The organism is Streptomyces sp. NPDC001796 (assembly GCF_042892355.1).
Taxonomy (GTDB): Bacteria; Actinomycetota; Actinomycetes; order Streptomycetales; family Streptomycetaceae; genus Streptomyces.
Genome location: NZ_JBIAUC010000030.1, coordinates 1 through 24,315, shown reverse-complemented (window position 1 = coordinate 24,315; position 24,315 = coordinate 1). Strand labels below are relative to the sequence as shown.

Annotated in this window: 23 protein-coding genes; 15 read left to right on the top strand and 8 right to left on the bottom strand. The window is 71.2% G+C overall.

The features are described from left to right. Positions 1-121 precede the first annotated feature (121 nt). On the bottom strand, positions 122-1,720 hold the full coding sequence (locus tag ACFYZE_RS34305; protein ID WP_389003044.1) for an MFS transporter: 1,599 nt from the start codon (positions 1,718-1,720) through the stop codon (positions 122-124). A gap of 192 nt (positions 1,721-1,912) precedes the next feature. On the opposite strand from ACFYZE_RS34305, the gene ACFYZE_RS34300 reads away from it, so the two are divergent. From ACFYZE_RS34300 to ACFYZE_RS34290, 3 genes are read left to right on the top strand one after another with little or no spacing between them, the layout of a single operon-like run. Next, positions 1,913-2,932: an Lrp/AsnC family transcriptional regulator gene (locus tag ACFYZE_RS34300; protein ID WP_389003169.1), complete on the top strand. Its 1,020-nt coding sequence runs from the start codon at positions 1,913-1,915 to the stop codon at positions 2,930-2,932. 48 nt (positions 2,933-2,980) lie between these two features. Next, positions 2,981-3,418 (top strand): Fur family transcriptional regulator, encoded by a 438-nt coding sequence (locus tag ACFYZE_RS34295; protein WP_389003041.1) that lies wholly within the window; start codon positions 2,981-2,983, stop codon positions 3,416-3,418. Positions 3,419-3,428: 10 nt separating this feature from the next. Continuing rightward, entirely contained in the window at positions 3,429-4,394 is a 966-nt protein-coding gene (locus ACFYZE_RS34290) for a YgfZ/GcvT domain-containing protein (RefSeq protein ID WP_389003038.1), read from the top strand. A gap of 178 nt (positions 4,395-4,572) precedes the next feature. Here the strand turns inward: ACFYZE_RS34290 and dtd are convergent, their stop codons facing one another. Next, positions 4,573-4,998, bottom strand: coding sequence for a D-aminoacyl-tRNA deacylase (gene dtd / locus ACFYZE_RS34285; RefSeq protein WP_389003035.1), 426 nt, complete (start codon positions 4,996-4,998; stop codon positions 4,573-4,575). 192 nt (positions 4,999-5,190) lie between these two features. Here dtd and ACFYZE_RS34280 point away from each other — a divergent pair, with 192 nt between their 5' ends. The 4 genes from ACFYZE_RS34280 to ACFYZE_RS34265 all read left to right on the top strand — a co-directional run bounded on the left by ACFYZE_RS34280 (position 5,191) and on the right by ACFYZE_RS34265 (position 9,499). Further along, a complete protein-coding gene (locus ACFYZE_RS34280) occupies positions 5,191-5,811 on the top strand; it encodes an AmfC protein (RefSeq protein WP_389003032.1) in 621 nt (206 codons plus the stop codon). Positions 5,812-5,917: 106 nt separating this feature from the next. Further along, positions 5,918-6,898, top strand: a complete 981-nt coding sequence (locus ACFYZE_RS34275) for an asparaginase (protein WP_389003030.1) — start codon at positions 5,918-5,920, stop codon at positions 6,896-6,898. Between the two features lie 151 nt (positions 6,899-7,049). Continuing rightward, complete coding sequence (locus ACFYZE_RS34270; protein ID WP_389003027.1) at positions 7,050-8,306, top strand: GNAT family N-acetyltransferase; 1,257 nt, start codon at positions 7,050-7,052, stop codon at positions 8,304-8,306. A gap of 287 nt (positions 8,307-8,593) precedes the next feature. Next, positions 8,594-9,499 carry a GntR family transcriptional regulator gene (locus tag ACFYZE_RS34265; protein ID WP_389003024.1) on the top strand — a complete coding sequence of 302 codons (906 nt, stop codon included), beginning with the start codon at positions 8,594-8,596 and terminating at the stop codon, positions 9,497-9,499. Between the two features lie 5 nt (positions 9,500-9,504). On the opposite strand, the gene ACFYZE_RS34260 is transcribed toward ACFYZE_RS34265, so the two are convergent. Next, on the bottom strand, positions 9,505-9,693 hold the full coding sequence (locus ACFYZE_RS34260) for a hypothetical protein (RefSeq protein WP_103844350.1): 189 nt from the start codon (positions 9,691-9,693) through the stop codon (positions 9,505-9,507). A 225-nt stretch (positions 9,694-9,918) separates the two neighbouring features. Between ACFYZE_RS34260 and ACFYZE_RS34255 the strand changes: the two genes are divergently transcribed. Beyond that, on the top strand, positions 9,919-10,800 hold the full coding sequence (locus ACFYZE_RS34255) for a GntR family transcriptional regulator (protein ID WP_389003020.1): 882 nt from the start codon (positions 9,919-9,921) through the stop codon (positions 10,798-10,800). Beyond that, positions 10,749-11,537 carry an HAD family hydrolase gene (locus tag ACFYZE_RS34250; RefSeq protein ID WP_389003017.1) on the top strand — a complete coding sequence of 263 codons (789 nt, stop codon included), beginning with the start codon at positions 10,749-10,751 and terminating at the stop codon, positions 11,535-11,537. The genes ACFYZE_RS34255 and ACFYZE_RS34250 overlap by 52 nt, the downstream gene beginning before the upstream one ends. On the opposite strand, the gene ACFYZE_RS34245 is transcribed toward ACFYZE_RS34250, so the two are convergent. Further along, positions 11,528-11,710: a hypothetical protein gene (locus tag ACFYZE_RS34245; protein WP_389003014.1), complete on the bottom strand. Its 183-nt coding sequence runs from the start codon at positions 11,708-11,710 to the stop codon at positions 11,528-11,530. The two genes, ACFYZE_RS34250 and ACFYZE_RS34245, sit on opposite strands and share 10 nt — an antisense overlap. A gap of 196 nt (positions 11,711-11,906) precedes the next feature. Here ACFYZE_RS34245 and ACFYZE_RS34240 point away from each other — a divergent pair, with 196 nt between their 5' ends. Next, the gene (locus ACFYZE_RS34240; RefSeq protein ID WP_389003011.1) at positions 11,907-12,800 is read left to right on the top strand and encodes a GntR family transcriptional regulator; all 894 of its coding nucleotides are present in this window, start codon (positions 11,907-11,909) and stop codon (positions 12,798-12,800) included. A 306-nt stretch (positions 12,801-13,106) separates the two neighbouring features. Then, entirely contained in the window at positions 13,107-15,203 is a 2,097-nt protein-coding gene (locus ACFYZE_RS34235; protein ID WP_389003166.1) for a phosphotransferase family protein, read from the top strand. A 277-nt stretch (positions 15,204-15,480) separates the two neighbouring features. Here ACFYZE_RS34235 and ACFYZE_RS34230 read toward each other — a convergent pair whose 3' ends face one another. After that, positions 15,481-16,320 (bottom strand): nitroreductase/quinone reductase family protein, encoded by an 840-nt coding sequence (locus ACFYZE_RS34230; protein WP_389003008.1) that lies wholly within the window; start codon positions 16,318-16,320, stop codon positions 15,481-15,483. A 390-nt stretch (positions 16,321-16,710) separates the two neighbouring features. Here ACFYZE_RS34230 and ACFYZE_RS34225 point away from each other — a divergent pair, with 390 nt between their 5' ends. The 3 genes from ACFYZE_RS34225 to ACFYZE_RS34215 all read left to right on the top strand — a co-directional run bounded on the left by ACFYZE_RS34225 (position 16,711) and on the right by ACFYZE_RS34215 (position 18,504). Then, positions 16,711-17,235 (top strand): helix-turn-helix domain-containing protein, encoded by a 525-nt coding sequence (locus tag ACFYZE_RS34225; RefSeq protein WP_389003005.1) that lies wholly within the window; start codon positions 16,711-16,713, stop codon positions 17,233-17,235. A gap of 115 nt (positions 17,236-17,350) precedes the next feature. Next, complete coding sequence (locus ACFYZE_RS34220) at positions 17,351-18,007, top strand: hypothetical protein (RefSeq protein ID WP_389003002.1); 657 nt, start codon at positions 17,351-17,353, stop codon at positions 18,005-18,007. A gap of 155 nt (positions 18,008-18,162) precedes the next feature. After that, positions 18,163-18,504: a DUF2516 family protein gene (locus ACFYZE_RS34215; RefSeq protein ID WP_200421102.1), complete on the top strand. Its 342-nt coding sequence runs from the start codon at positions 18,163-18,165 to the stop codon at positions 18,502-18,504. A 118-nt stretch (positions 18,505-18,622) separates the two neighbouring features. Here the strand turns inward: ACFYZE_RS34215 and ACFYZE_RS34210 are convergent, their stop codons facing one another. From ACFYZE_RS34210 to ACFYZE_RS34200, 3 genes are all read right to left on the bottom strand, one after another. Continuing rightward, positions 18,623-19,966 (bottom strand): PP2C family protein-serine/threonine phosphatase, encoded by a 1,344-nt coding sequence (locus ACFYZE_RS34210; protein ID WP_389002999.1) that lies wholly within the window; start codon positions 19,964-19,966, stop codon positions 18,623-18,625. Positions 19,967-20,254: 288 nt separating this feature from the next. Next, a complete protein-coding gene (locus tag ACFYZE_RS34205) occupies positions 20,255-21,376 on the bottom strand; it encodes an NlpC/P60 family protein (RefSeq protein ID WP_389002996.1) in 1,122 nt (373 codons plus the stop codon). A 229-nt stretch (positions 21,377-21,605) separates the two neighbouring features. Continuing rightward, positions 21,606-22,424 (bottom strand): class I SAM-dependent methyltransferase, encoded by an 819-nt coding sequence (locus ACFYZE_RS34200; protein ID WP_389002993.1) that lies wholly within the window; start codon positions 22,422-22,424, stop codon positions 21,606-21,608. 187 nt (positions 22,425-22,611) lie between these two features. Here ACFYZE_RS34200 and ACFYZE_RS34195 point away from each other — a divergent pair, with 187 nt between their 5' ends. Further along, positions 22,612-23,985, top strand: coding sequence for a S8 family serine peptidase (locus ACFYZE_RS34195; RefSeq protein WP_389002990.1), 1,374 nt, complete (start codon positions 22,612-22,614; stop codon positions 23,983-23,985). Positions 23,986-24,315 lie beyond the last annotated feature (330 nt).

The window sequence follows — 24,315 nt, the reverse complement described above, 5'->3', positions numbered from 1 at the left end:
TGCGCCGATCCCTCGGCGCGGAGCTTCGGCAGGGACAGGCCCCGGCAGGGACAGGCCCCGGCAGAGCTGCGCGCGGCCCCGGTGATCACCGGGGCCGTCACGCCTCTTACATGTCTGGGTGCTATCCGCGGTCGGCCCGGCCTGCCGTCGGGCTCAGCGGACGATCGGATGCCCGCGCGGTCGGCGAGCCGCTTCCGGAGGCCGGGTCCGTGCGGCTCGTCGGGCGTACCAGGAGCAGGACGACCAGCCCCCCGAGGGCCGCCGCGGTCGCCGACAGCAGGAAGACCTGGTCGAGGCCCTCGGCGAAGGCCCGGTGCAGCAGCTGGCGTGCAGCGTCGCGGTGTGCCGGGGGCGCCGCCGCCAACAGGTGCTGTGCCTGCCCCGCGGCCAGGGCGGAGGCGGCCCGGTCGGCGTCCGGTACCGTGCCGGACCCGGCCAGTACGTCGGCCGTCCGGGTGGTGAAGACCGCGCCGAGGACGGCGATGGCCAGGGTCATGCCCAACTGGCGGAACGTGTTGACCGCCCCGCCGGCCATCCCCGCCTGTCGCGGCGGCACCGTGGAGGTGGCCGCCGAGACCAGGACGGGCGTGGCCAGGCCCACGCCGACTCCCGTCACCACCAGACCCCACACCAGGGAGGCCCGCCCGGCGTCGGCCGTCATCGCCGCCCGCAGCAGCAGCATGCCCGCCGCGACGAACAGCAGACCCACCCCGATCGGCAGGCGCGGGGAGAACCGCGGGATGTGCCGGCCGGCCACGGCGGCCACGAGGAAGGACGCCCCCGCCAACGGGGTCAGGGCGAGGCCCGCCGCGACCGGGCTGAGCCCCAGAACGGACTGCAGCCAGAGGGAGACCAGCACCAGGCAGCCGAAGGCGCCGCCCTGCAGCAGCAGTGCACCGCTCATCAGGCCCGCGAAGGACGGACGACGCAACACCCCGAGGTCCAGCATCGGGGCACCGCCGCGCCGCGCCGTGCGGTGCTCGATCACCACGAACGCGGCGAGAGCCAGGGCCGAGACGGCGAACGCGGCCAAGATCTCGGCCGAGGCCCAGCCCGCGTCCGCGCCGCGGATGAGCCCGTAGGCGAGGGCGCCCGCCGCGGCGGTGAAGGCCGCCGCGCCCGGGAGGTCGACGCGGACCGTTGCGCCGTGACCGGAGGGTGTGCCGGGCCGGTCGGCGCGCACCACGCGCAGCGTCATGACGATGGCGACGGCGGCGATCGGCAGGTTGACGAAGAAGATCGCGGACCAGCTCATATGCTCGGTGAGCAGACCGCCGAGCAGGGGGCCGGCCGCGGCGGCGGCCCCGTTGGCGGCACCCCACACGCCGAAGGCCGTCCCCCGGTCCCGGCCCTGGTAGGAATCGATCAGGAGGGCGGGTGCCGTGGCGAACATGGCGGCACCTCCCAGGCCCTGCACCACGCGGGCGGCGACCAGCACGCCCGCGGTGGGGGCGAGGCCGCACAGCAGGGAGGCCGCGGCGAAGAGACCGAGGCCGTAGACGTAGAAGCGGCGGTGACCGAACCGGTCCGCCAGGGAACCGGAGGCCAGCAGCAGGGAAGCGAGGGCCAGGGCGTATCCGTCGATCACCCACTGCAGCGAGGTGAAGGGGGCGTCCAGGTCGTCGGCGATGCTGGGCAGCGCGACGTTCACGATGGTCACGTCCACCAGCAGGATGAAGGCGCCCAGGCAGACCGCCGTCAGGGGCCACCACTTGCGCATGTCGGTTCTCCGTTCGGAGTTCGGGGTCGGGTTCCGGCGGGTTCGGGTCCCGGTGCGAGATCGGGGCCAGGGCCGGGTTCGGGTCGGGACCGGGTCTTTCCGGCGTGTTGTCCGGCTCCGAGCGTTGGGCAGGGCGCTGTGAATCAGTGAGTCAGCGCCCCCGTTTTGCACGGATCCGACACCATGGGCGCTGTGAAGACGTATCTCGACATTCCTCGGCGCCCGGACCGTGGACTCTCGGACGAGGACATGGCGCTCGCGCAGGCGCTGCAGATCAACGGACGGGCCTCGTTCCGGGAGATCGCCGACGCGCTCGGTGTGTCCGACCAGACCGCCGCGCGCCGTTGGGCACGGCTGCGGTCCTCGGGGAGGCTCCGGGTACTGGGACTGACCGATCCCCGGCGGCTGGGGGACTCCGGCTGGCTCGTACGCGTCCGGTGCACGCCCGACGCCGCCGCCTCCATCGGCGAGGCGCTGGCACGGCGCACCGACACGAGCTGGGTCCACATCAGCTCCGGGGGAACGGAGATCAACTGCTCGGTGCGGACCCGCGGCCCGGGTCTGGAGGACTCACCCCTCCTGCAGAAACTGCCGCGCACGCCGCAGGTGGTGGACGTGTCCGCGCACTGCCTGCTGCACGTCTTCTTCGGCAGGGACCTCAGCCCGATCAACAAGCGGGGACCGCTGACCGCCGCACAGATCGAGGCGCTCACACCGCGGGTGGCACCCGAACCGGTCACGGACGCCACACCTGCGGTGACCCTGGACGACAGCGACCGGCTGCTGCTCGACCTGCTGGCCCGGGACGGGAGGGCGGCGGTCGGAGAGCTGGCCTCCGCGACCGGCCTGTCGCCGTCCACCGTGCGCCGCCGCATCAGCGAACTCAGGGTGGCCGGCGCCCTGTACTTCGACGTCGAGTACCACCCCGACGTGCTGCGGCAGAACTTCCGCGCCTCCCTGTGGCTTGAGATCGACCCCTCGCGCCTCGCCGACGCGGGCGCGGCGCTCGCCGCACACCCCGAGGTCGCCTTCGCCGGCGCAGTGACCGGAACGACCAACCTCTACGCCAGCGTCGACGTCCCGACCGCGCAGCTCTTCTACCGCTATCTCACCGAGTCGGTGGCGGCCCTGCCGGGACTGCGCCACACCGCGACCACCCCCGTCCAGCGCACCCTGAAGGGACCCGGCCCCTACCTCCCGGCCGCGGCATGAACCCCGCGGGGGAACGCCACCGGCGCCCGCCGCTCCTACACTGGGGCTGTGGTGAGCACCGACTGGAAGAGCGATCTGCGGCAGCGCGGCTACCGGCTGACCCCGCAGCGGCAACTCGTGCTCGAAGCCGTGGACACACTGGAGCACGCGACCCCCGACGACATCCTCGGCGAGGTGAGGAAGACGGCGTCGGGGGTCAACATTTCCACCGTCTACCGGACCCTGGAACTCCTGGAGGAGCTGGGGCTGGTCAGCCACGCCCACCTCGGGCACGGAGCGCCGACGTACCACCTCGCGGACCGGCACCACCACATCCACCTGGTCTGCCGGGACTGCACGAACGTGATCGAGGCCGACGTCGGCGTGGCCGCGGAGTTCACCGCCAAGCTGCGCGACGAGTTCGGTTTCGACACGGACATGAAGCACTTCGCGATCTTCGGCCGGTGCAAGGACTGCTCGCTCAAGAGTTCAACTACCCCGTCGTAGGCTTGAGACCATGAAGAGTCCCCTGCTGTCCCTGCCCGGCGCCGTCCCCGCCGAGGGCGTGGACGAAGGCGTCGCCGCCCACTACGGCGACCTGTTCCGCGAGCAGCGTGCCCTTGCCGACGGCTCCGGATTCGTGGACCTCTCGCACCGCGGTGTGGTCACCGTCAGCGGCGAGGACCGGCTGAGCTGGCTGCACCTGCTGCTCACCCAGCACGTCAGCGAGCTGCCCGCGCACCAGGCCACCGAGGCGCTGATCCTCTCCGCGCACGGCCACGTCGAGCATGCGCTGTACCTGGTCGACGACGGCGAGACGGTCTGGGCGCATGTCGAGCCCGGCACCCAGCGCGCGCTGATCGCGTACCTGGAGTCGATGAAGTTCTTCTACCGTGTCGACGTCGCCGACCGGACGGACGACTTCGCGGTGGTGCACCTGCCGGCCGGTTCGATCGCCGAGGCGCCCGAGGGGGTGCTGGTCCGCGAGACGCCGTACGGCCGGGACCTGTTCCTGCCGCGAGCGGACCTGGAGTCCTACGCGGAGAAGAACGGCCCCGCGGCCGGCATCCTCGCCTACGAGGCGTTGCGCGTGGAGCAGCACCGCCCGCGCCTGGGCTTCGAGACGGATCACCGGACCATCCCGCACGAGCTGGGCTGGATCGGCACCGCCGTCCACCTCCAGAAGGGCTGCTACCGAGGCCAGGAGACGGTCGCCCGTGTCCAGAACCTGGGCAAGCCGCCGCGCCGCCTGGTCTTCCTCCACCTCGACGGCAGCGAGGTCCACCTGCCCCCGCACGGCACGGAACTGCGCCTCGCGGACGACGGCCCCGACGGCCGCAAGATCGGCTTCGTGACGACCTCGGTACGCCACCACGAACTGGGCCCGGTCGCCCTGGCCCTGGTCAAGCGGAACGTTCCCGTGGACGCCCGCCTGATGGCGGACGAGACGGCAGCGGCCCAGGAGGTCGTGGTCGAGCCGTAGCCCGGCGCGGCTGCGGTGAGCCCGGCGCAGCCGCGGGCAGTCGTGCCTCCCCCAGTGCCTCAACGCCCCTGGGGGACCCCCAGGGGCGGCACGGGTGGGCGCCGGGGGTGCCCCCTGCTCGAAGAGCTTGGCGGAGGCACCCCCTCAGCGCCGGGCTGCACGACCCCCGCCGCCGGGCTCAGATCTCGAGCAGCACCGTGAACGGCCCGTCGTTCGTCAGCGACACCCGCATCGCCGCCCCGAACTGCCCCGTCGCCACCGTCGCCCCCAGCGCCCGCAGCTGCGCGACCACCTCGTCGACCAGCGGCTCGGCGACATCGCCGGGGGCGGCCGCGTTCCAGGTCGGCCGGCGCCCCTTGCGGGCGTCGCCGTACAGCGTGAACTGGCTGATCACCAGCAGCGGCGCGTCGATGTCGGAGCAGGACTTCTCGTCGTGCAGCATGCGGATCGACCACAGCTTGCGGGCGAGCTGGGCCGCCTTCTCCTTGGTGTCGTCGTGCGTCACCCCGACGAGCACGCACAGCCCCTCGCCGCCGATCTCGCCGACCGTCTCACCGTCCACGACGACGCTCGCGCCGTCGACCCTCTGCACCACCGCACGCATGAGGACCATGATGCCGTGCGGCACGGCGGCGCCGGGATACGGCCAACTGGTCGTTCCGCCTTGACCCTCAACACCCCCATCTGGGCTGTCCATGGTCACTTGGCCACATTACGGCTACTTGCAGTGGCACGATGCGTGTGTTAGCGGCGCATCCGTGGGGGGTGCCGCGCCGGTCGAGGGGACGGTAGGTACATGAGCACACCGAGTACCGGGCAGCAGCCCGCCCGTACGGCAACCATGGCGGAGTGCCGGGCGCCCGTGCAGCGCACGGACAGCCCCCCGCTGCCCGTCGATCCTCCCCCGAGCTCTTCGAGCCGGGCGTACCCGCAGGAGCGCCGCCTGTCCGGCCTGGGACTGCCGGAGCTGCGCGCGCTGCGCCGCGACGCCCAGCGGGACGAGGCGGACCTCAGTTACGTACGGCGGCTGCTGCAGGGCCGTATCGACATCCTGCGCGCGGAGCTGGCCCGGCGCGGGGGCGGCGCGGCGCCCGACGGGGTCATGGAACGGCTTCCGGAGATCCTCAGGGACGCCCCCGCCCGCCAGCGGTCCTCGGCCCGGCATGTGACTCTCGGCACACCGCACGGCGAGGAGTACCGGCGGCTGGCGGCCGAGATGCTCGCCGAGGTGGAGCTGTCGGACCTCCAGGCGCGCACGGACGATGAGTTGGGCGCTGGGATGGGGCGGCTCGTGCGCTACGAGCAGCAGGTCTCCCGGCGGCGGCAGGAAGTGCAGCGCACGGCGGACGACTGCAGTGCCGAGATCGCCCGAAGGTACCGTGAAGGGGAAGCGCAAGTAGACGACCTGCTCACGTGACGCCAGGGCCCCGGTATCCCGGGGCCCCTGAGCGTGCCCGCCGCCCGGGAGGGAACCCGTCCCGGGCCGTGCCGGCCAGGTCCCCGTCCCGAAGGGCAGCCCACCCATGTCGACTTCCGCCCAGCCCGCCATATCCGCGCAGTCCTCCGCGCCCCCGGTGCTCGCCGAGGTGGTGCGGTCCGGGTTCGTCGAGGGACGGCACCGGGGGAGTCTGGTGGTGCTCGCCGAGGACGGTTCCGTGGAGTTCGCCGTCGGCGACGTGACGGCGCCCGTCTTCCCGCGCTCGTCGAACAAGCCGATGCAGGCGGCCGGTGTGCTGCGCGCGGGCCTGGAGCTGACGGGGGAGCGGCTCGCGCTCGCGGCGGCGAGCCACTCGGGCGAGACGTTCCACCTGGACCTGGTGCGGAAGATGCTGGCGGAGCACGGGCTGGCCCCCGAGCTCCTGCAGTGCCCGCCGGACCTGCCGCTGGACCCGCAGGAGGCGGAGGCGTACCTGGCCTCGGGCGCCGTCCGCGAGCGGGTCACCATGAACTGCTCCGGCAAGCACACGGCGATGCTGGCGGCTTGCGCCCTGCGGGACTGGCCGCTGGAGACCTACCTCGACCCCGAACACCCTCTTCAGCAGCTGATCCACTCCGTGGTGGAGGAGGCCGCCGGGGAGCCGGTGGCGGCGGTGGGCACGGACGGCTGCGGGGCGCCGCTGATGGCGATCAGCCTGACCGGCCTGGCCCGCGCCTACCGCTCCTTCGTCCTGGCGGCCCCGGGCACGGCCGAACGCCACGTGGCGGACGCGATGCGGGCACACCCGGAGTACGTGGCGGGCACACGTCGGCCCGACACCTGGCTGATGCGCGAGATACCGGGCGCCCTGTCGAAGATGGGCGCGGAGGCGGTCCAGGCGGTGGCCCTCCCGGACGGCCGCGCCCTGGCCTTCAAGATCGACGACGGTGCGACCCGGACCCTGGGCCCGGTCCTGTCCAGGGCACTGACGCTGATGGGAGTGGACGCCCCGGTGGTCCGGCGGATCGGCAGGGCACCGCTGCTGGGCGGGGGCCGTGAGGTGGGCGAGATACGGGCGGTGTTCTAGGAGACCGCTTGGCGCGGACCGCTTGGCGCGCTGCGAGGGCGACGAGGCGGAGACCGGGGCGACCAGCGGGCCCGAGAGCGACGAGCGGGGTCCGGCGGCCCAGGCGTAAATCCACGCGACACCCCCGCCCCCGCGCTCCTACCGTGACCCCATGAGCCGCCATCCTCAGGACCTCGACGTACGCCCCATCACCGACTCCGAGATCCCCGACTGGATCCGTGCCCTGCACACCGGGTTCCTCAGCTCCCCCCACGTCTCCGACCGGGAACTCGCCGTACGCGGCGGCAACATCACGCCCGCCCGCACCCTCGCGGCCTTCGACGACGCCCGCTGTGTCGCCACCTTCCGCTCCTTCCCGCAGGAGCTGACCGCCGTCGGCGGCGCACCGGTCCCCGCCGACGCCATCACCAACGTCTCCGTCACGGCCACCCACCGCCGCCGCGGCCTTCTGACGCGCATGATGGCCCTCGACCTCGCCGCCGCGAAGGACCGCGGCGACGTCGTCGCCACCCTCACCGCCGCCGAATACCCCATCTACGGTCGTTACGGCTTCGGCCCGGCCGCCCACACCGCCGAGTGGACCATCGACGTCCCCCGCACCGGCCTCGAGCGCCACCGCCCGGTCCTCGACGACGGTCGTATAGACCTCGTGGACGCGGACGACGTCCGCAAACTCGGCCCCGAGCTGCACGAGCGCTTCCGTCGCGCCACGCCCGGCGCGGTCTCCCGCGGCGACCGCTGGTGGCAGCTCAACACGGGCGCCCTGCGCTTCGACGACGACTCCTGGACGGAACCCTTCTACGCCGTCCACCGCTCAGCCTCCGGGGAGATCGACGGTCTCGCCGCCTATGTGAGCGACGACCACTGGGGCGACGGCAAGCGGCCGCTGCAGACCGTGACCGTGAAGGGCCTGATCACGACCAGCCCCAGCGCCGAACGCGCCCTGTGGCACTACCTGTGCTCGCTCGACTGGGTCACCACCGTGAAGTCCGGCAACCGCGCCCCGGACGACCTGCTGCCCCACTTCCTCCCCGACCCGCGCGCGGCCCGCCTCACCACGTACGCGGACACGCTGTGGGTACGGATCCTGGACGTCGTACGCGCCCTGGAGGCACGCACCTACGCGACGTCCGGCACGCTCGTCCTGGAGGTGGTCGACGAGGCCGGATGCGCCGGCGGCCGCTACCGGCTTCAGGCCGGGCCGGACGGCGCCGAGTGCCGGCGCACCGACGAGGACCCCGAGCTGACCCTGCCGGTGGGCGAGTTGGCGACCCTGTGGCTCGGGGACGAGTCCGCGGTGCGGCTGGCGGCGCTCGGGCGGGTACGGGAACAGCAAAAGGGCGCCGCCTCCGTCGCCGACGCCCTGCTGCGTACGTCCAGGCGACCGTGGTGCCCGGACATCTTCTGAGCCTCACGGGCTCTCGGGTGGTGCTCCTTCCGTGCGGGTGGTGACTGCTGTGCTTGTTCATCCGTAGCGATTCAGTTGTGGTTGTGGTCGTGCACGCCGGGCTCCCGGCTCCCCTCCGGAAGGGAGCCCGGTCACTCGTACGACCATGTCGGTCAGGAACACTCAAGCTCGTTCAACTTTGCCGGAGTTGGCGGCCAACTCCACCTGACTTATCTCCGCTTGGAGTCGTCTCATAACCACCTTTCCCTTAACTGCCGGAAGATGGCGCGAAGTTGTACGGTTCAGTCGTGGAGCCGGAACACGCTGCCGCGGGCGGGCGGAAGAAGTCACAACGGCCACAGAGATCGCACCGCGAGGTGGCCGACGAGCTGCGCAGCCGGATCAGGTCGGGGGTGCTGCGACCGGGCCAGCGCATGCCCACGCAGGCCAAGCTGGCGGACGAGTTCGGCGTGGAGCGGGGAGCCGTGCGCCAGGCGCTGCGCATCCTGCAGTCCGAGCAACTGCTCACCAACGTCTCCAAGGGCAGTCCGGCGACCGTGGCGCAGCACGCGGGAAGGGCGCCGGCCGGCCCCCAGGCCCCGCCGCAGCCCACGATGGTGGCGTTGGCCCCGCGGATATCCGCCGCCTTCGCGGCCCCGCACGTGGAGATCGACGCCCTGTGCCTGACGGCGGTGTCGCTGACGCTCGCGATGAGCGAGCCGTTGCGCGAGATTCACGCGGGGCGCATAAAACCGGCCAAGGTCGACGTACGCGTACTGCTGCCCAGCGGCCGTATCGACCTGGCGTTCCCCACACCGGTGGAGGGCACGGACGGCGACCGCCTGCACCGCCGCTGGCTGGCCCAGCGCAACGCCCAGGGCCAGGTCCTCAGGCACAACCTGCTCGCGCTGCGCAGCACCCACGGCATCGACGCGCACGTCTCCTTCCGCGCCCTGCCCTTCACGCCACCGGTGAAGCTGTACCTGATCAACGGCGCTGAGGCGCTCTTCGCGTACTACACGCTGACCCGGCGCGAGGCGGAGATCGACCAGGAGCACCTGCAGCTGTACGACGCCGAGGGGACCCGGTCGATGCTGTTCCCGTTCGCGCAGGGGGCCGGGCTGCGGGACACGACGTTCGTGGAACAGTCGCACCTGTGGTTCAACGCCCTGTGGGAGACGATCAGCTCGGAGCTGGATCTCGGCGTCGTCTGACCAGGTCAGAGCGCGGGCTGGGCGACCAGCAGGGCGAGGACGACGGCCCCTATGGAGCTGCAGGCGGGGCTGTTGGCCTTGATCCCGATCGTGAGCAGCGTCAGCCCGATGATGCCGATCGTCCCGTACTTCCACTGGACGAACTGGTCGAATCCGACGACGAAGAGGGCGGAGAGAAGGGCGAGGGCGGGCATGGCGGGACCTCTTTCCAGGGGCGGACCTCGGGGGACCGGGTGGCGGGACAGAGGGATTGAGCGGTCTGCATCCGGGAACTACCTGCGGACGATGTGCGGGAGGAGGAACATCCTCCGCCAACTCTTCCAAGTTGGCGACCAACTGCAATGAAGTTATCCCCAGTTGGCCGTCATCCATAAACAACTTACAAACAACTCCCGGTAGATGGATGGGGGTTGTAGCGTTTGGTCGTGACCCAGGAGAACGTCGCAGTGAACGGCAGCAGAAGGTTCTCGCCCCAGGAGATCGCCGATGCGTTGCGGACCCGGATCCGCACCGGTGAGCTGAAGCCGGGCGAGCGTCTGCCGACCCAGGCCGAACTCGCCGAGGAGTTCGGCGTGGAGCGGGGCGCCGTCCGTCAGGCCCTGCGCGCCCTCCAGGACGACGGCCTGCTCAGCAGCGTCAGCCGGGGCAGCCCGCCCCGGATCGCCGAGCCCTCACCGGCCGCCGACGAGCCGCAGCCGACGATGGTGGCGCTGGCGCCGAGGCTCGCCGAGGCGTTCGCCGCCCCGCAGGTGCGCATCGACGCCGCCTGCCTGACCGCCGAGACCCTGATGCTGGCGCTGGGCGAACCGCTCCGGCTGATCCACGAGGGTCGCGTCCGTCCCCGGTCGATCGACGTGCGGATCCTGCTGCCCTCCCGGAAGATCAACCTGGCCTTCCCGATCTCGGTCGACAACCCGGGCGACGACGAGGACCCGGTCCACCAACGCTGGCTCGAACAGCGCAACGCCCAGGGCCACGTGCTGCGCCACAACCTCCTCGCCCTGCGCTCGTCGCACGGCATCGACGTCCGTGTGACGTTCCGGGCCCTGCCCTTCACCCCGCCGGTGAAGCTCTACCTCCTCAACGGCGCCGAGGCCCTCATGGCGTACTACATGCTCACCAGGCGCGAGGAGGAGGTGAACAGCCAGACCCTCGAGATGTACGACACGCTCGGCGCCGCTTCCCTCCTCTTCTCCTTCGAACGCCGGGCGGGGCGACGGGACGACGCCTTCGTGGAGGAGTCCCAGAAGTGGTTCGACGCCCTCTGGGAAACCATCACCACGGACCTGACACTCTCCTAGTGACTTCTGATGCGAAGCAGACTGCTGCGGTGACGGCAGAGACAGCGAAACTGCGTGAACGGATCACAGGCGCGCGCTTTGTGCTCTTCGACTTCGACGGTCCGATCTGCCGGCTCTTCGCCAGGCACGCCGCCGAGCATGTGGCGAGCCAACTCGTGGAGTGGCTCGAGAGCCGGGGGCTGCGGGGCCTGCTCACCGAGGAGGAACGGGTCCACCCGGATCCGCACTACGTCCTGGAGGCCATCCACCGGCGGCACCCGCAGAGCGACCTGGTGACCGAACTGGAGGAGAGGCTCACCCAGCAGGAGCTGAAGGCGGCCGCGTCGGCCATGCCGACCCCGTACGCCGACCCGCTGATCCGCACCTGGAGCACCGTCGGCGGCCAACTCGCCATAGCGACCAACAACTCAGCACGCGTGGCGGCCGACTACCTGGCGACCCGTGGACTGGCCTCCTGCTTCGCCCCTTACGTCTTCGGACGTACGGTCGACCTGGATCTGCTCAAACCCCACCCGCACTGCCTCAACCAGGCCCTGAACGCCATGGGGGCGGACCGTTCCCTGTCCTTGATGATCGGCGACGCGCCGTCGGACTTCTTCGCCGCTCAGGACGCCGGAGTCGAGTTCCTCGGCTACGCGCGCAACGAGGACAAGGAAAAGAGCCTGCGGAACGCGGGTGCCGACATCGTCGTGCACTCGCTCGAACCGCTGCTCTTGATCCTGCGCGGTCAGGCCTGAGCCATCAGGATGGCGAACACCACCGCGGCTCCCAACGCGAGGCGCGGCCGGTCCGCTCGGACACCCATGAAGACGAGCGCCGCGAGGACGGCTCCCAGCAGTCCGTACTCCGACTGGGCCAGCATCGACAGGACGAACTCGGCGGCGGTGGCGAGCGCTTCCGACTGGATCATTTCCCCCACCCGGCCCTTCCGCTTCCAGTGAAGCTCCCGTTGAGATTCCGTGAACCGATCAACTTGCAGTCCAATTGGACTGGTCGCTCTGAATTGGAAGTGCCCTGCCTGCTTGATCCCTTAACCAGTAGGGCAGTTGGACTGTTGGCTGACCGGAAAGTGTTTGCCTGCCGGGCGGAGAAGGTACGGTCGGTATGTGGACGCAGAACGGGTCGGCGACGGCGGCGGCACGGAGTTCGACCGTGTAGCGGGAGCCCTGCGCATCCGCATAGCCGACGGGACGTATCCGGTGAACGGCACGCTTCCTCCTCAACGGGCCCTGGCCGAGGAGTTCGGCGTGTCCCGGGACACCGTGCAGCGGGTGATCAGGGAACTCACCAGTGAAGGCTGGATCGAGTCCCGGCGCGGCAGCGGATCGCGGGTGATCCGGAGTCAGCGCATCGAATCCTCCACCCCCCGGAGAGTGCACCGGGGTGGTGCCGTGACCGTGGGGTCGTTCATCGAGCAGGCGTTCGGTCTGCAGGAGGTCGCGCTCGACGTCTACACCCTCACCGCGGAATCGCTCGGGATGCACCTGCAGATGCTGCAGGCCGAATGGGTCCGGGTGCGCAGGGCCGAGTCCCACCCCACGCCGCCCCGCGTGAGCGTACGGCTTCTGCTGCCGTCGGAGGACCTGGAGCTTCCGTACCCCAGGGCCATGCACCCCGGCGAGGCCGAGACGGTGAGGGAGCGCCACCTCGGGATCGCCCGGGACGCCATGGCCTCGCTGCCGCGGGTGCTGGCGAGCCTCCAGGCGTCGAAACTCGTCGAGTCCTTCGACCTGCAGGTCCGCCATGTGGCACTGCCGCCGGCCTTCAAGGTCTACCTCTTCAACGAGTCCGAGGCGTTGTTCGGCCCCTATGTGGTGGACGAGCGTCCCATCGTCCTGGACAGCGGCCGGGAGATCGAGGCGCTCGACGTGATCGGGCTCGGTGCCACCCTCACGCACCACATCCGGGACGACGACCCGAACTCGCCCGGCTCCACCTTCGTCGACAGCATGCAGTCCTGGTTCAACTCCGCGTGGGACCTGCTCGCCGAGGCCACCTGACACGGATCCGGCATCCGTGGTATCTCCAGCGGCGTGCTGCTTCTGAGTGCCGCAAGCGCTCAGATGCGTACCGAATGCTGGAGTCAGACGTTCCGCTGCGTTGAGATGCCCTACCGTGTGCCCACCTTGTTCGCGGCGCATGACCATCGCACGCGCCGCACAGCCATTCAGGAGTCACCGTTGGGCGGTCCGCCAGTGCCTAGCAACCGCGCTCTGGAGCCTGCGGCGGACGACGCGTACGAGCGGTTCCTGCGCTACGCCAGGGCGCTGGGTTCCTTCGGACGGGGCCACCACAACCTCAACTACATGGTGCGGCCGCTCACCGAGCAGGACTCCCGGCTGGTGGCCGGAGAGAACCGCGCACCCGTCACGGTGCGGCAGCGGATCCGGTCGGCGCTGTCCGTGGTCATCAGGACGTGGCACGACGAGGCGGAGATCCTCAACACGATCAGCGGGGTCCTCCCGTACGTCCCCCGCTGTCTGGCCAAGTGGGGTGACATCTCCGTCCTGAGTTATGTAGAGGGGGTGCCGCTGTCCAGCATCTGCCCCAAGGGGCAGCCGGTGGACTCGGAACTGGTCGCCGACCTCGCGGGCCTCCTGGCGGACATGACACAGGTGGACAGGCAGCACCTCCCCCCGCTCCCGGTGTCCTGGCCCCGTTCGAGCCGGGACAGCGGTGCCTTTCTGCGGGCGCTGGCGTTCGCGGCGGAGGAGCAGATCAGGCGGCCGAACTGGGCCGAGTTCGGCGGGCTGTTCGCGATGCTGGGCATCCCCGAGGACGCGATGGTGCGTTTCGCGGAGCGGGTCCCGGCCCTTGTGCGACGCCCCTTCAGCCTGCTCCACACGGATCTGCACCGGGACAACGTGATCGTGTCCTACCGCGGCCAACCGCCCCTGATCTGCGTCGACTGGGAACTGGCCGGATACGGCGACCCGTTGCACGACCTCGCCACCCATCTGGTGCGGATGCAGTACCCCGACTACCAGTGGCCCGAGGTCGTGGAGGCGTGGCACGAGGCCATGGGCAGGCGGCGCCCCACGGCCGTCAACGGCCTCGACCGGGATCTGAAGCACTACGTCGCCTTCGAACGGGCCCAGTCCGTCTACCCCGACGTGATGCGTGCGGCGACGTCGCTCGGCGACTCCTTCCACCAGCGTGACCTCGATGCGGCGACGCAGGCGGTGCGCCGGGCGCTGCTCGCGGCCGAGGAACCGTTGCGGCTGGGCCACGTGCCGGACGAGAGCGAGATCGAGCGCATCCTCTTCCGGTGGAGCGAGTCCCACGGGGGCAAGGCCCGGGAGCGGTCCGCGATGGAGATCGTATGGCAGCCGGACGAGCGGGTGCCGCTGCTCCCGGGGTTCCCGGCGGCGGCGGTGAGCAAGGCGTTGTTCGAGGAGGGCGCCGCTTCGGCGGACCGGGTCTTCAAAGGAGCGGCTCACCTCAACACGGCGGTTCGGGTGCCGGGAGTGGCCTCTCCCGTCATGGTCCGCCGGAAGGCCGGCGCGGGGAATCCCCGGGAGCGCAGGTTCCTCAACGAGCACGCCGTCCTGAGGGCGATCGAGCGGTCGAAGGCCGGTGTACGGGCCCCCAAGGTCCTGGCCCTGGGCACCAGCGGGCTGAACGAGCCGTTCACCATTCACTCCTACGAGGGACCGGACGACATCCGTCCGCCGGACCACCCCGTGGACGGGCTCCGGCCGTACGAGGCGGACGACCTGGTGGACCAGCTGAACGCGCTGACCTGCGTCGACTGCACCGACTTCGGTCGCGCCGTGTTCCGGCAGGACTTCTACAAGGGCCTGTGCGACGAACTGGTCCGCCTGGTGGGCGAACTGCCCAAGGAGACGGCGGATCTGGCACGGGAACTCGGACTGCCCAGCAGCCACCGCCTGGGCGAGATCCTCGACCGCCACACCCTGGTCCCGCGCCGGCCGGTGCTCCTGCACGGCGATCTCAACCCGTGGAACCTGGTGCGCCGGCCGACCGGCGGTCTGACGCTCATCGACTGGGAGATGGCGATGATCGGGGACGCCCTGTACGACCTGGTGCGCCACATGCACCTCACGCCGACACGTCCCGAGATCCGGGAGCGGCTGTTCGCCCGCTGGTCCGAGCGGCTGCCGGAGGACTGCACCAAGGGCTGGCAGGACGACTGGCGGGTCTACCGGTGGATGGAGGTCGTCCGCTCGGCGTACGTCGACCTCGACCGTCTCGTCACCGGCGACGGCCTGGACGCCCCCAACGTCCGCCGGGCGGTGGACACGTACGCGATGACCCTGTTCGAGGCCACGGCCGCGCTCGGGCTTCCGGCGAAACTGACGGCGAATCCCCATCTTGCCCGCGCGCTCCCGCATGGGGGCCATGGACGCGGGCGGACGGCCGGGCTCTCCGCGGACGTGTGACCTGCCGCCGGGCGCCGGCGTGAAGCCCGTCACCGGACGACCCGGGCGCGGGACGAACCGGGCGCCCCGGGCGCGGGCCGACCGGGCGAGCGGAGGCGGCGCGGGCCGAACCGGGCGCGGGCCGACCGGGCGAGCGGAGGCGGCGCGGGCCGAACCGGCCGCGGGACGACCAGGCGAGCGGAGGCGGCGCGGGCCTCCCCGGCTGCCCCGGTGAGCCCTCGACGACCCACCGGGGTGTCCCGGGATGTCGCGGTGGCGCGACCCGCAGGCGTCCTGGTCAGCCGAGCACGGCTGCCAACTGCTCCTCCTCGTACGTCAGGTGCGCCTCCAACTCGTCGGTGAGGCGTTCCACCTCGGGCAGAACACGCGCCGGGTCGGCGTCCGCTGCCGACACGACCCGGCGCAGATCCTCCAGGAGGGCGGCGATCCGCTGGTGCTCGCGGCGCAGCCGGTCGAAGGCCGGCGCCAGCTCGGGGTGGCGGACTTCGAGGGACGGGAACAGAGCGATGTCCTCGCCGGCGTGGTGGTTGCCCAGGCCCTTGCAGAGGGTCAGACAGTTGATCCGGAGCTGGGCGCCCACCGAGGAGCCGCCTCCGGAGGCCGCGAACTCCTTCCTGATCAGGGCCAGCTCGCGGCGGAAGACGTCATGGACCGCCCGGATGGCTTCGCCGGGAGAGGACGCCTCGATGCGCGGCGGGCCCGGCCTCGGGTTCTCCCGGAGGGCGACGACCGGGATGACACGGTCCGTCTTCGCCTGGTACTCGGCCCAGCCGGGGTCGGACTCCACGGCGCGGGCGAAGGCCTCGTCGCGTGCGGCGCGGTCCAGGACGACCGCGGTCGCCTCGTAGGTGAACACGCCCGTCTCCACGGTGACCTGGGGATGCGCGAGGAGGTTGTGGAACCAGTCGGGGTGCCGCGGCGCGCCCCCGGCCGAGGCGATCACGAGGACGCGCTCGCCGCCGTCGGGGTAGTAGCCGAGAGGGGTGGTGTGCAGGGCGCCGGTGCGGGCGCCCTTGGTGGTGAGGAGCAGTAACCGGGCGCCCTCGAAGGGGCCGCCCACGCGGCCGCGGTGGGCGCGGAACTCATCGATGATCTGCTGGTTGAAGAGGTTGGGCATGCTCTGCTGTCGCTGCCTTCTTCTGTTCGGCGTGGTGGGATGGCGATACGCGTCGGAACAGAAAAGGAGCGGCGGGCCTCTCGCCCGCCCCCGCCTCACTCGGAGGCCGGGTGCCCCACTCGTGAACGGCCCAAGGCCGACCCGGCAGTCATGGACGGCAGGTTATCGGGGTACGCGATCTCGTGCCAACGGTTTGTGACGTCACCCGTCCGCGCACCGGCGCCTCCCACGGTCCCGGGAGGGGAGGGTGTGGGATGGACGGCGGTGGTGCAGGCCCTGAGCGGTGACGGCGGGGCTCTCCCCGTGGCGCGGCGCCTCTCCCGCGTGGTGTGGCGCACTTTTGCAAGCGGGTGCTTGCAATTGTTAGCGCTTCTGGGGCAAGGTGGAGGCATGGCATCGCTGAACGTCGGCAACCTCGGTGAGTACCTGCGTGAGCAGCGGCGCAACGCGCAGCTGTCGCTCAGGCAGCTTGCCGACGCCGCCGGCGTGTCCAATCCGTATCTGAGCCAGATCGAGCGCGGGCTGCGCAAGCCGAGCGCGGAGGTGCTGCAGCAGGTCGCCAAGGCGCTGCGGATCTCCGCCGAGACGCTGTATGTGCGGGCCGGCATCCTCGACGCCGAGCGGGACCGGGACGAGGTGGAGACGCGTGCCGTCATCCTCGCCGATCCCACGCTGACCGAGCGGCAGAAGCAGGTGCTGCTGCAGATCTACGAGTCGTTCCGCAAGGAGAACGGCTTCGAGATCGCCCGGGCGGGCGCGCCGGACGAGGTCGGCCAGGCCGTTCAGGAGGCTCGGACCCGGGAGGCTCAGCAGTCTCGTGGGGCGCACGGCATGGACGACGCCCAGGACACCGCCGACGCCGGCCCCCGCACGGCCGACGGCAGCGATGCCGGTCCGCGGCAGGCAGCCGGCTGACCGGGAGACCGGGACCACCGGGACCACGGACAGCGACCGGACCACCGGGACGACGGCTCGACGTCCCGCGGACCGCCCAAAACCCTCGACAAAGCCGAAACGGGAGGACCATCCCATGGCCATCACCAACGACCTGCGCAAGACCCTCAGCGACCCCACCCCGCTCTACTTCGCCGCCGGCACCGCCGACCTGGCCCTGAAGCAGGCCAAGAAGGTGCCCGCGCTGGTCGAGCAGCTGCGCGCCGAGGCCCCGGCCCGCCTCGAGGCCGTCCGCAACACCGACCCGAAGGTGGTCCAGGAGAAGGCCGCGGCCCGCGCCAAGGAGGCCGGCGCCCGCGTCAAGGAGACGCAGTCGACCATCCAGGCCAAGGTGGGCGAGTTCCTGGGCGGCCTCGACTCGGACCTCAAGAAGTTCGGCAGCAGCCTGGACGCCGACCTGAAGAAGCTCGGCGAGACCGCCCAGGACCTCGCGCTGCGGGGTGTGGGCGTCGCCGCCGAGTACGCGGTCAAGGCCCGGGAGACCTACGAGAAGGTGGCCGAGCACGGCGAGCAGGCCGTGAAGACCTGGCGCGGCGAGGCCGCCGAGGAGATCGAGGAACTGGCCGTCGCGGTCGAGGGCAAGCCCGAGCCGGTCGAGGTCAGGACCGAGCCGAAGCCGGCCGAGGCCCCCAAGGCCCAGCCTGCCGCGGAGCAGAAGCCGGTGGCGAAGAAGACGACTCCGGCGGCCCGCAAGCCGGGGGCGGCGAAGAAGACCACGCCTCCGGCCAAGTGAGTCACGCGTGGCCCCGGTGGGGGTCGCGTGACGGATGACGATGACGGACGACGGGCCGGGCACTTCCGAGGTGCCCGGCCCGTTGTACGGGTACGCGGTGGCCGCAGGCGGGTACGGTTGGCCGTGGAGACGACTCGACTCGGGTGGTGGGCATTGTGCTGATGACGGCATTCGGCGGCCTGATGTGGCTGCTCTTCACCGCCATGCTGGTGCTCGCCGTGGTGGCGCTGGCCATGGCCGTGCTGTATCGGGAGGACGCGTACCGCGCCGCCGACAAGCAGAACAAGGGCTTCTGGCTGATCATCCTCGGCATCGCGGTCGCGGTGAACCTGTTCGTGCCGATGCTCTTCCTGCAACTCGCCGGCCTCGTCGCCACGATCGTCTTCTTCGTGGACGTCCGCCCCGCCCTCAAGCAGGTCTCGGGCGGCGGCTGGGGCCGTCGCCGCCGGGGGAGCAGCAGCGACGGTCCGTACGGGCCGTACAACGGCGGGCGGTAGACGGCGGGAGGCCCGGGCGGGCCGTGCGGCGGCGGGCGGTTGCGTACGGGCCGTGCGGCGGCGCGCCGTCCGTGCGGCGGCGGGCGGCGGTCCGTCGTGGCCGGCCCGACGTCGTGGGTTACGGCGCCCGGTCGAGCAGGACCACCGCCACGTCGTCCGCCAGTTCCCCTCCGTTGAGGTCGCGGACCTCGTTGACCGTCGCGCGCAGCAGTTCCTCGCCCGTCAGGCCCTCGGCCAGCCGGCGGCGGACCAGTTCCACCATGCCGTCCTGCCCCAGGCGCTCCCCGTCCTGCCCGACCCGGCCCTCGATCAGTCCGTCGGTGTAGAGCATCAGGCTCCAGACCGGTCCCAGCTCCACCTGCATCCGCGGCCAGCGCGCGCCGGGCAGCAGGCCGAGGGCGGGGCCGTTGTTGTCGTACGGCAGCAGCTCGGGGACGGGGGTCCCCGCTGCTCGAGCGGAGCCGAGAGCTCGGGGGAGGCTGGGGCGCGCGATCAGCGGGGCCGGGTGGCCGGCCAGGCACAGCCCCGCGCGGCGGCCGTCCGGCGCGATGTCCACCGTGCACAGCGTGGCGAAGATCTCGTCGTTGTCCCGCTCGTGCTCCAGGACCTGCTGCAGCGTGGACAGCAGCTCGTCCCCGCACAACCCGGCCAGCGTCAGCGCACGCCAGGCGATGCGCAGCTCCACACCGAGCGCCGCCTCGTCCGGTCCGTGCCCGCACACGTCACCGATCATCGCGTGCACCGTGCCGTCCGGCGTGCGCACCGTGTCGTAGAAGTCACCGCCGAGCAGGGCACGCGAGCGGCCGGGCCGGTAGCGGGCGGCGAACCGCAGCGAGGACCCGTCGAGCAGCGGCGTGGGCAGCAGGCCGCGCTCCAGGCGGGCGTTCTCCTGCGCGCGCAGCTTGGACTCGGTCAGCCGCCGCTCGGCCGTGTCGGACCGCTTGCGCTCGACCGCGTACCGGATCGCACGGCTCAGCAGCCGCCCGTCCAGCTCCTCGCGGAACAGGTAGTCCTGGGCGCCGACGCGCACGGCCTCGGCCCCCCGCTCCGCGTCACCGGACGCGGTGAGCGCGAGTACGGCATGGCGGGGCGCGAGCTGCAGCACGTGCCGGAGCACGGCCAGCTCGTCGTCCTCCTCTGCGGCCCGGCCGGGCGCGGGCAGCGCGAGGTCCAGCAGGATGCAGTGGACGTCGTCGGTGAGCAGCCGCTCGGCCTCGGTGAGGTTGCGGGCGGTGCGCAGCCGTATGGGGCGGCCTGCCGAGTCGAGCATCTCGGGCACGATCGGCGAACCGGCCGGATCGTCCTCGATCACGAGCAGGGTGAGCGTGTCGTTCTGGGCCTTGGCACGGGCGAACGGCCCCTGTGCGGTCTGAGCGGTCTGAGCGCCGGGCAGGGACGCGGCTTGAGCCTGACCACCCTCCACGGCCGGGATCGCTCGGGGCCGCGGCACGGGTACGGGCATCGTCTTGGGTTCCTTCCCTCCCCCCGAGGGCACGACGGGACGAGGGACTCGACCCATCGACGGGGACCATAGCGGTAGCCGAGGCCGCAATGGAATGCCGGACGGGGTGGGGTGGTGCATCCGGCCATCGGCATATGCCGCATCCCCTAACGCAGTTGGACACGGAACCGCCCCGGCGAGGATGACGAAAGTCACGTCCCGCGCAGGTTTCAACCGGAGGGAGGGTGGGCCGCGTCACGTGGGGCCGGTCACGTCATGACGCGGTTCTGCTTCGGGTGTCCGTGCGGCTCAGTCGGCGTCCGGGCGCACCACCCCGAGGATCGGCATGGACCCGGCCCCCGCGATCGTCACCGTCCGCCCGGGGCGCGGGGCGTGGACGATCGCGCCGTCGCCGATGTACATCGCCACATGGCTGGCGTCGAAGAAGTAGATGATCAGGTCGCCGGGGCGCATGTCCTTGATGTCCACATGCTTGAGCTGCCTCCACTGCTCCTGCGAGGTGCGGGGGATGGGCGCGCCGGCCGCGGCCCAGGCCTGGGACGTCAACCCCGAGCAGTCGTACGATTTCGGCCCTTCTGCTCCCCATACGTACGGTTTACCGATCTGATCGGTCGCGAACCGGACGGCTTTTTGCCCCTCTTCGGACGCTCTGCCGTGAATGTCCCTCAGTATCCCGGAGCCGAGCCACGCGTCCTGTGCCTGGTGGGCGGCCTGCTCCTCCAGCTTCCGCAGTCGCTCCAGCTCCTGCTTCTTCAGCCTGGACTGCAGCTCCTCGGCGGCGGCGATCTGCTTCTCGATCTCCTTCTTGGCCTCGGCCTTGGCCTTGCGGTTGGCGTCGAGCCTCTTCCATTCGTCGGCGGCGTCGCTCGCGTACTGCTTCAAGTCCTCCTGTGTACGCGTCAACTCGGCGATCAGTCCCGTGGTCGCGTGTTCGCCCTGGCGGACCGTGCCCGCGTCGTCCAGGAACTCCTGGGGGTCGCGGCTCAGCCAGAGCCGCATCTCGGGCGGCAGACCGCCGCCGCGGTACTGGGCGCGGGCCGCTGCGCCCGCACGGTCCTTCAAATCGGCCAGCCGCTCCTGGCCCTTGACGATCTCCCGCGCCAGCCGGACGATCTGCGCCGACTGCTTCTCGGCCTTCTCCTCGGCCGCGTTGTAGGCGTCGGTGGCGACCGCCGCGTCGTGGTACAGCGCGTCCAGTTTTCTGCGGACCGATTCGAGAACCTCATCGGACGCCGACGCCGACGCCGACGCCGACGCCGACGCCGACGCCGTGGCCGGGCCGTCGGACGGGGTGGGTCGCGGGTCCGGCCGCTCCGGGCTCGCGTAAGCCGCGCCCGGTGCGCCCAGCACGGTGACCGCGCAGACCAGGGCGATGGCCGCTGTGACCAGGGTCCGCTTCCCGGATCCCATACCTTTCCCCCAAAGCTGATTAACCGTCAGTAACCTACGAGACGTCTGGGGATCGTGCCACGCTCGGGCGCAAAGTGACAGAGGCGGGACTTAACCGCGCAAAAAACTCCCCCACCTGCCGCACCTCGTACGACGATCTCCCTCCCCTGTCACCGGCCCGCGTACGGCGATCTTCCCGCGAATGTGACGAAGGACTCAGGAAGATCGTTCCCCGCGGGTCGGGCAGGGGTCATGTGCGGGGTGCCAAGGCACCCCAGGCCACGGTGACTTCACCCTGGCGCCAGCGCGCCGGGCCGTCGGTGACCGGCCAGTCCGCCGTCAGCCGGCGGACGGTGCGTATCCAGCGCTGGCGCGCGCCGTACGCGGCGTAGGGCGCGGCGGCGGCCCAGGCGCGATCGAAGTCGCGCAGGAAGGCGTGCACGGGCTCACCCGGGACGTTGCGGTGGATGAGCGCCTTCGGCAGCCGCTCGGCCAGGTCGGAGGGGCGGTCGAGGGAGCCGAGCCGGGTGGCGAACGTCACGGTGCGCGGACCCTCGGGGCCGAGGGCGACCCACACATGACGGCGGCCGATCTCGTCGCACGTGCCCTCGACGAGCAGCCCGCCGCGGGATCCGGACGCCGGGTCGGCGGGGGCGAGCCGGGCGCACAGCCGCTCCCAGACGGCGGTGACCTCGCCCTCCTCGTACTGTCGCAGGACGTTCGCCGCCCGGATGAGCGAGGGCCGCCCCGGCACGGGCACCTCGAACCCGCCGTGCCGGAAGACCAGCCCCTCACGGGCGTACGGCTGAGCGCCCACGACCCGGGCGGGCTCGATCTCCACCCCCACGACCCGGGTACGGGGCGCGGCGGCACGCAGCCGCCGCAGCAACTCGACCGCGGTCCAGGGCGCGGCCCCGTACCCGAGGTCGACGGCCACGGGCTCCGCCGCACGACGAAGCTCGGCCCCATGGACCGCTGCGATCCAGCGATCCATCCGGCGCAGCCGATTCGGATTGGTCGTCCCGCGCGTCACCGTACCCACGGGGCGGGACTCGACGCGGGTTGACATGCCTACGAGAGTAAGGGGGCGGGGCGGACCGCCGGACCGGCCTGTGGACAACTCCGACGCCGGGGCTGTCCCCCGGGCCGGTAAAGGATTCGGCATCTACGGTTCAACGATCTTGTCCTGTGCATGACTCAGTGGGTGGGATGTGCGGAGACCACTTCGTGCGACTCCGGACCACTCAGGGGGATTCATGCATATAGCCCGTACCCGGCGGGGCGCCGCGGCCTCCACGGCCGCCACCGCCGCCCTCGCCGTCGCCGCGCTGGCGACCGCTCCGCTGGCCGGCGTCACCACCGCCGCGCCCGCCGCCGTACCGCACACCAAGGCGGTTCCGGCCGTCGTCGGGCACACGCTCGTCCATGGTGTGGCCAGCCCGCTGACCAGTGAGCAGTGCCAGGCCAAGTGGCACATCGCCTGCTACAACCCGCTCCAGTACCGCACCGCGTACAACCTCGACCCGCTGTACAAGAAGGGCATCACGGGCAAGGGGCGCACCATCGTCATCGTCGACTCGTTCGGCTCCCCGACGGTCCAGCACGACCTCGACGTCTACAGCAAGCAGTTCGGGCTGCCCAGCACCAAGATCAAGGTGGTCAAGTGGGGCAAGGTGCCCCCCTTCGACCCGAAGAACTCCGACATGACCGGCTGGGCCGGCGAGACCTCCCTGGACGTCGAGATGGCCCACGCCGTGGCGCCCGACGCCAAGATCGTCCTGGTGGAGACGGCGGTCTCCGAGACCGAAGGCACCACCGGTCTCCCGGAGATGATGAGCGCCGAGAAGTACCTGATCGACCACGGGGTCGGCGACGTCGTCAGCCAGAGCTTCGGCGCCACCGAGAACACGTTCCCCGGTTTCGACAAGGGCGACTTCTCCAGCATCAAGAACCTGCGCTACGCCTTCCAGGACGCGAACCGCAAGCACGTGACGGTGCTCGCCTCCTCCGGTGACGGCGGCGCCACGGACCTCATGGCGGACGGCAAGACCTACTACAAGAAGCACGTCAACTCCTGGCCGTCCTCGGACCCGCTGGTCACCTCCATCGGCGGCACCCAGCTCCACCTGAACGACAAGGGGCAGCGCGTCAAGCCGGACAGCGTCTACAACGACTACGGCGCGGGCGGCGGCGGCCAGTCCCACGTCTTCACCCGTCCGGCCTTCCAGAACGGCGTGAAGAACGTGGTCGGCACTCGCCGCGGCACCCCCGACGTGTCGATGGCCGCCGCGGTCAACGGCGGCGCCTGGGTCTACTCCAGCTACGACCCGACCGCCACCGGCTGGGACGTCTCCGGCGGCACCAGCGAGGCCAGCCCGCTCTTCTCCGGCATCATCGCCCTCGCCGACCAGGCGGCCGGCCACCGGGTGGGCAACATCAACGGGGCGCTGTACAGCCTCCTCAAGCAGAAGAACTCCGGCATCGTCGACGTGAACGACGGCACGGACAACAGCTATGAGGGCGTCACCGGCTACAAGGCCGCCAAGGGCTACGACATGGCCACCGGCGTCGGCACGGTGGACGCCCTGCGCTTCGTGCAGGCTCTCGCTCAGGCGAGCCGCCGCGGCTGACGCCTCGGTGCTGCCGCAGGGCTTCGCCGTCCACGAGTCCCTGGGACGGCCCGAGTCGCGCACTCGGGCCGTCCGCCGCGCAGGCCGGGCGTGTCTCAGGAGGACGCCGGGGCAGCGGTCGGGGCGTGACTTGCGCCCCCGGCTCGGGGAGTTCAGTGTGCGCGCAGGCCGCTGACCGAGGCCGGGTGCAGTCCTGATGGGCGGGTCGACCTCGTTGGCTCTGTCCACGAGAACGGGTTCTGGCTCAGGTTCTGTGACGTGGCACTCTGAGTGACATCCGGACACCTTCGAGCCGTGCGCGAAGTCGCCCGAAAATGGCCCGTCGGCCCG